Genomic DNA, 7,373 nt, shown 5'->3' with positions numbered 1-7,373 from the left:
GGTCTTAGCTTTAATTTCCCTAATACATAGGATATTGTATAATTATTTAATCCTTCAAAATGAATTTGATTGATTCGTAAGCTATCTGGTGTTTGTATTTGTTTATTTTCTCTTGGTTTCTTTATTTGCTTTTTGGCTAGTGTTTTTAATTCAAGTGCTTTTAGTCTTGCTGCTATTTCTCCATTTTTAATAATCTGTTTTCCATAATCGAAAGACACAACATTAAATTTGGTAATATCTGGCTTAATGTAAATATCTGTTTTTTTCGATTTTATCTTCATGTCATTAATAGTCCGGAAATTATTAATCTGAAATAATATTTCTGGAGCCGATGATAGATCTAATCTATTGGATAATCCATCTTGTACATCTACTCCAATAATAATATCCATACCTCTTTCTTTTAGTTCATTTAAAGGGTAGTTATTAGTAACACCTCCATCTATTAATAGTTGGTTATTTATTACTACTGGTTGAAATAATGATGGGAAAGCTCCACTAGCTTTTATAGCTTGTGCTAAACTGCCTTTGTCTAAAAGTACTGGTTGCCCTGTTTCTATATCTGTTGCAATACATAAAAATGGAATGGGTAAGTCTTTAAATTCCTCAACATCGTTAACATGTAACGTTAGTTTAGAGAGTAAATTAAATGTATTTTGCCCTCTTGATAATGCCGAGGGTAGCTTTACTTTAAAATCATCGAAAGGTAATGTTATTGCATATTTTTCATCATTCTCTCTTTCGTAAAGTGTTTTAGCTGCTCTTGGGGTGTAATCGTTTATAATGTCATCAAAGTTTACACGTTTAAATATAGAGTCTATTTGTTTCCCCGAATATCCAGAAGAGTATAATGAGCCTATTATTGCTCCCATACTTGTTCCTGCAACATAGTCTACACGAATTCCTAAGCTATCTATAACTTTTAAAGCACCTATATGAGCTAAACCTTTAGCTCCACCTCCACTTAATACCAAACCTACTTTAGGTTCATTCGTGTTCTTCTCTTGAGCTTTAACTGTTAAGTTAAATACTAAAACTAGTAAAATAGCGACAATTACTGGCCTCATTTAATCGATTTCGTTTTTGTGATAATAATTATAAATTTTTTCTGCTTTAGACTTTCCTATAACAGCTTCTAGCTCGTCTAATTTAGCATTTGCAATACGTTTTACCGATTTAAATACTTTTAGTAAATCTACAATAGTTTTTTCACCTATTCCAGAAATAGTTTCTAGTTCTGTATTTAAAGCTTGTTTGCTTCTCCTGTTTCTGTGATGTTCAATACCAAAACGATGGGCTTCGTTTCTTAATTGCTGAATAATTTTCAGTGTTTCACTTTTTTTATCTAAATATAAGGGAATTGGATCATTTGGATAGAATAATTCTTCTAAACGTTTGGCAATACCTATAATTGCGATCTTTCCTCTTAGGTTTAAAGCGTCTAGACTTTTTAAAGCAGAAGACAGCTGCCCTTTTCCTCCATCTATTATAATTAATTGTGGTAATGGTTGTTGTTCTTCAGTCAAACGCTTATATCTTCTGTACACCACTTCTTCCATAGATGCAAAATCGTCTGGCCCTACAACTGTTTTTATATTAAAGTGACGATATTCTTTTTTGCTTGGTTTTCCGTTTTTAAAAACAACGCAAGCTGCTACTGGGTTTGTTCCTTGAATGTTAGAGTTATCAAAACATTCTATATGTCTAGGTTCTTCGCTTAAACGTAAGTCTTTTTGCATTTGCGCCATAACCCGTTTAACATGGCGGTCTGGGTCTGTAATTTTAACTTGTTTAAAACGTTCCATTCTGTAATATTTTGCATTACGTATGGATAAATCTAAAATTCGTTTTTTATCTCCTAATTGTGGTAAAGACACTTTAATGCCTTCTCCAACATCCACTTTAAAAGGTACATAAATTTCTTTAGAGTTAGAATTAAAACGTGCTCTAAGCTCCACAATAGCTAACTCTAATAACTCCTTATCGGTTTCGTCTAATTTCTTTTTAATTTCTAATGTATGTGATCGTATTATTGAACCATATGATATTTGAAGAAAATTAATATATCCATAGCTTTCATCGCTTACAATAGAAAAAACATCTACATTGCTAATTTTAGGATTAATAATGGTAGATTTTGCTTGATAGCCTTCTAAAACCTCTATTTTTTCTTTTATTTTCTGTGCTTCTTCAAATTGCATTTCTTCTGCAAAATCCTTCATCTGTTGTTTAAACTGATCTAGGGAATCTTTAAAATTCCCTTTTAAAATAGCTCTTATTGATGTAATGTTTTCATGATAACTTTGCTCAGTTTCTCTGCCTTCGCATGCGCCTTTACAATTTCCTAAATGATACTCTAAACAGACTTTATATTTACCTTCATTTATTTTTTCTTGAGATAAATGATAATTGCAAGTCCTTAGTTTATAGAGTCCTTTTATTAAGTCTAAGAGGGTTTTAACGGTTTTCATACTCGTGTAAGGGCCAAAATACTCACTTCCATCTTTTATAACACGTCGTGTAGGAAATATTCTAGGAAACCGCTCCTTTTTTATACAAATCCAAGGATATGTTTTATCGTCTTTTAATAAAACATTATAGCGCGGTTTATGTTTTTTAATAAGGTTATTTTCTAGCAGCAAGGCATCTGTTTCCGTTTCTACTACAATATGCTTTATGTTAACTATTTTTTTTACTAGAACTCTGGTTTTACCGTTATCGTGTGTTTTAGTAAAATAAGAACTTACTCTCTTTTTTAAGTTTTTAGCTTTACCTACGTATATTATATTATCATCAGCATCAAAATACTGGTATACTCCTGGAGAATTAGGTAAGGTTTTTAGCTGTATATCTAAAGCGGGCGCACTCATACCTCAAAGGTAATTATTTAAATGTTTTATTATAAAAATATAATGTGCTTTATACGTTATTTTTTTATTGATAGTCGAACAGATTATTTATTACATTGCACTTCTTTTTTAAATAAATGAACAAACAAATTATTGGTAGAACAGATAAAATAGATTTTCCAGAATTAAATTTATATGCTATTGATGCAAAAATAGATACTGGCGCTTATACTTCTGCTATACATTGCTCTAAAATTATTGAACAAGACAACACTTTAATCTGTACTTTTTTTAGTAAAGGACACCCTAATTTTAATGGCAGACGTATTGTTTTTAAAAAATATACACTTACAGACGTTAAAAGTAGTAATGGTTTTATTGAAAACAGGTATAAAGTAAAATCTAATGTTGTTTTTTTTGGTAAGACATACAAGATTAACTTAACTTTAAGCACCAGAGAAGAAATGAAATTCCCTGTACTTATTGGAAGGCAATTTTTAAAACAAAAATTCATGGTAGATGTAGATTTAGAAAACCTATCATATAATAACACCTTAAAATGAACATAGTTATATTATCTAGAAATGCAAATTTATATTCTACTGATCGATTAGTTGAAGAAGGGGAGAAACGTGGCCATAAGATAGAGGTTATAGACCCTCTAAAATGTGATATCATTATAGAAAAAGAAAAACCTTCTATATATTATAAAGATCGTTATTTAGACTATGTTGATGCAGTTATACCCAGAATTGGCGCATCGGTAACCTTTTACGGTTGCGCTGTTGTGAGACAGTTTGAAATGATGAATGTATTTACTACAGTAACTTCCGATTCTATTTTACGTTCTAGAGATAAGTTAAAGAGCTTACAACGTTTAAGTAAAGCTGGTATAGGCATGCCTAAAACTGTATTTACAAATTATTCTCGCGATGCTAAAGAAGTTATTAAATATGTTGGTGGAGCACCTGTTATAATAAAATTATTAGAAGGGACTCAAGGTCTTGGTGTTGTTTTAGCAGAAACTAAAAGTGCTGCCGAGTCCGTTTTAGAAGCTTTTAACGGCTTACAAGCACGGGTTATTGTTCAAGAATTTATTAAAGAAGCTAATGGTGCAGATTTACGAGCCCTAATAGTAGATGGGCAGGTTGTAGGCGCTATGAAACGTCAAGGTAAAGAAGGTGAGTTTCGTTCTAATCTTCACCGTGGCGGTTCTGCAAATATTATAAAATTAAGCCACGAAGAATTAAAACTAGCCATCCAAGCTGCCAAAGCGTTAAAACTCCCAGTTTGTGGTGTAGATATGCTACAATCGTCTAGAGGCCCTTTGCTTCTAGAAGTAAATTCTACACCAGGTCTTGAAGGCATAGAAAAAGCTACAGGGCGAAATATTGCAAAAAACATTATTGCTTTTATTGAAAAAAACACTAAGTAATATGGCTACTAAAAACGACCATGTTTTACATATTTTAGGGGAAGACATTAAGCTAGGCGAAAGTAAAGAGTTAAGCTTTAACCTTGCAAAATTACATACTCGTACACCTGTAGATGTTCCAGTAATAATTGAACGTTCAAAAAAACCCGGCCCTACTATTTTAATGACTGCGGGCATACATGGCGATGAAGTTAATGGTGTAGAAATTGTTAGACAGATTATAGCAAAGGGGATTAATAAACCCAAAATAGGTACTACTATTTGCATTCCTGTTCTTAATGTTTTTGGATTTATAAATATGGAAAGAGAGTTTCCAGATGGGCGTGATTTAAATCGTGTATTCCCAGGCAGTAAAAATGGATCTTTGGCCTCTAGAGTAGCCTATCAGTTAGTTACAGAAATTGTACCACATGTAGACTTTGTTCTAGATTTTCATACTGGTGGCGCACTTCGTTTTAATGCACCACAAATTAGAATACAAAAGGGTAATCGTGATTTTGATATTATTGCAGAAATTTTTGGGGCTCCTTTTATATTATATTCTAAAAACACAGGTAAAACCTTTAGAAATACGTGTAATAAAATGGGAATTCCTATTTTGTTATTTGAAGGAGGCAAATCATTTCATATAGATACTAATGTTACCAACACTGGTGTTAATGGTGCTAAACGTATTTTAGACCACTATGGAATGTTAAAAAAAATATTTAGTACTTCTAAGCCCAAAAAGCCTTGTATATATATAAGTGAAAGTAAATGGGTTCGTGCTAAATACTCTGGTATGTTTAAATCATCTGTTACTATAAACACTTACATTGAGAAAAACCAAAAAATTGGAAATATTACAGATCCTTATGGTAGGTTTAATTATTTTGTAAAAGCCCAAAACTCAGGTTATATTATTAATGTTAATGAGTCTCCTATTGTATATCAAGGAGATGCTTTATTTCATATTTCTACTGCTTTAATTGATTAAATTAAAAATATAATGACAAAGAAAGAGCTACGTAAACAGTATAAAACGCTTCGTAATACATTAACCAAGACAGATATTGAAGACCTAAGTTTATCTATAGCCAATCAATTATTAACTTTAGATATTTGGAATTTTAGTTTTTACCATATCTTTTTATCTATTGAAACTCTAAAAGAAATCAATACAGATTACATCCTTAATATTTTATCGGGAAAGGACAAAAATATTGTAATTTCAAAATGCAACTTTAATACCTATGAACTTACAAATTATTTATTAACTGATGCTACTTCTATAAAACTAAACACATTTAACATTCCTGAACCTGTTGATGGAATTGAAATTAATGATTCAAAAATAGATGTTGTTTTCGTGCCACTTTTAGCATTCGACATAATGGGTAATAGAGTCGGTTATGGTAAAGGGTTTTATGATAAGTTTTTATCCAATTGTAAACCAGAAACACTAAAAATAGGGCTCTCTTTTTTTGAAGCCGAAACTATAATAGAAGGGCTAAACGAAGCAGATATTCCTTTAAATTTCTGTGTAACCCCAAAAAAGATTTATCGGTTTTAAAGCCCAAAAATATCGTTTAAAATCGTTTTTAATCGATTAATGACATAAAGTTCTTATATTTGCTTTTACGACCTACTTTTTGTCATCATGGTAAAAAATGAACTTTTTCAAAATGTTATTGACAATCTCGATATTGGCTATTGGGAGTTAAAAAATAATACTAGTTATTGGTCTTCTGCGTTTATCTCTGATTTAGGGTATAAACAAAGCGAAATTGCCACGAAATTAGATTTCTTTCTTGAACGATTAATTCATAAAAATGACAAAGCATTATTTAGAGATAACTTCTTTAGTTTGGTAGAAAATAATGTTGGTTTTAAACAAAATATTCAAATAAAAAAAAAGACTAACGAGTATAAAGAATATACTTGTAAAACAAATTCTGTACTACCAGTAAATATCCATGATACTTCTAAGATTATTTTCTTTTTTGAAAATAAAATTAAAACGAATGCCAAAGTTAAAGATAATAACTTCTACTATCGTGAAAGTGCAGAGATGACATCTACAGGAAGTTGGTATGTAGATTTTTTAGATCAAAAAAGCTATTGGGATAAAGAGACTAGGCGCATTATGGAATATCCCGAAGATTATATTCCTTCTTTAAAAAACTCATCGCATTATTATGCAGAAGAGCACCATCAACTAGCTGCAGATTTATTTTTTAAATGTGCAATGGCAGGCACACCTTTTAACACAGAAATTAAAATGGTTACTGCAAATAAGCGTGTATTCTGGGCCAAAGCAATAGGAAAACCTGTTTACAATGACGAACAGGATATTATAGGTATTAGAGGTGTTTTTCAAGATATAGATGAAGAAAAATTAAAAACGTTACACTTACAAAAAACAGCAGATATTATAGCTTCTCAAAACTCGAGGCTATTCAATTTTGCTCATATAGTTTCTCATAATTTAAGGTCTCACACTAGTAACTTATCTCTTATTGTACAACTTATAGAGGACTTAAAATCTGTAGAGGAAAAACTAGAGTTAATAGGTAGTATTAAAGATATTTCTGAAAGCTTAAATACCACTATAGAGCATTTAAACGATATTGTAACGATACAAACTAAAACAGACCAAAATAAAATAATAATTGCTTTCGAGGATACACTACAAACTGTATTAAAATCTATAAACCATCTTGTAACCAAAGACAATACTGTAGTAGAGTTTGATTTTTCTATGGCACAAACCATCAAATATATTCCCGCCTATTTGGAAAGCATCATGCTTAACCTAATCACTAATGCTATAAAATATAAACATGAAAAGCGTAATGCGATTATTAAATTAAAAACATATATTGAAAACAATAAAATAATTCTCGAAGTTTCAGATAACGGGCAAGGAATAGACTTGAATAAGTTTGGAAAAAAACTATTTGGTATGTATAATACTTTTCATTATAATGAAGATGCTGTTGGCATTGGTCTATTTATTACAAAAAACCAAATAGAGTCCTTGAACGGAGAAATTTTTGTTGATAGTAAAGTAGGAAAAGGAACAACTTTTAAAATTCAATTTTAACTTT

Annotated in this window: 7 protein-coding genes; 5 read left to right on the top strand and 2 right to left on the bottom strand. The window is 30.7% G+C overall.

The genetic code is table 11. The annotated features are described in order from the left end of the window. Window positions 1–1,067, bottom strand: a 1,067-nt coding sequence (locus tag ACVC2P_RS03195; RefSeq protein WP_452597042.1) for a patatin-like phospholipase family protein, incomplete at its 3' end; no start/stop codon positions are given. Further along, complete coding sequence (gene uvrC / locus ACVC2P_RS03190; protein ID WP_452597041.1) at window positions 1,068–2,870, bottom strand: excinuclease ABC subunit UvrC; 1,803 nt, start codon at window positions 2,868–2,870, stop codon at window positions 1,068–1,070. It abuts the gene before it with no gap. A 116-nt stretch (window positions 2,871–2,986) separates the two neighbouring features. On the opposite strand from uvrC, the gene ACVC2P_RS03185 reads away from it, so the two are divergent. The 5 genes from ACVC2P_RS03185 to ACVC2P_RS03165 all read left to right on the top strand — a co-directional run bounded on the left by ACVC2P_RS03185 (window position 2,987) and on the right by ACVC2P_RS03165 (window position 7,369). Further along, window positions 2,987–3,412 (top strand): ATP-dependent zinc protease family protein, encoded by a 426-nt coding sequence (locus ACVC2P_RS03185; RefSeq protein WP_452597040.1) that lies wholly within the window; start codon window positions 2,987–2,989, stop codon window positions 3,410–3,412. Continuing rightward, on the top strand, window positions 3,409–4,284 hold the full coding sequence (gene rimK / locus ACVC2P_RS03180; protein ID WP_452597039.1) for a 30S ribosomal protein S6--L-glutamate ligase: 876 nt from the start codon (window positions 3,409–3,411) through the stop codon (window positions 4,282–4,284). The genes ACVC2P_RS03185 and rimK overlap by 4 nt, the downstream gene beginning before the upstream one ends. A gap of 1 nt (window position 4,285) precedes the next feature. Beyond that, on the top strand, window positions 4,286–5,260 hold the full coding sequence (locus ACVC2P_RS03175; protein ID WP_452597038.1) for a succinylglutamate desuccinylase/aspartoacylase family protein: 975 nt from the start codon (window positions 4,286–4,288) through the stop codon (window positions 5,258–5,260). A gap of 12 nt (window positions 5,261–5,272) precedes the next feature. Further along, complete coding sequence (locus ACVC2P_RS03170) at window positions 5,273–5,836, top strand: 5-formyltetrahydrofolate cyclo-ligase (protein WP_452597037.1); 564 nt, start codon at window positions 5,273–5,275, stop codon at window positions 5,834–5,836. 87 nt (window positions 5,837–5,923) lie between these two features. Next, entirely contained in the window at window positions 5,924–7,369 is a 1,446-nt protein-coding gene (locus ACVC2P_RS03165) for an ATP-binding protein (RefSeq protein WP_452597036.1), read from the top strand. Window positions 7,370–7,373: the final 4 nt, after the last annotated feature.

The sequence above is a fragment of the Pontimicrobium sp. MEBiC01747 genome (assembly GCF_053601635.1).
This window is presented reverse-complemented; position numbering and strand designations above follow the sequence as displayed.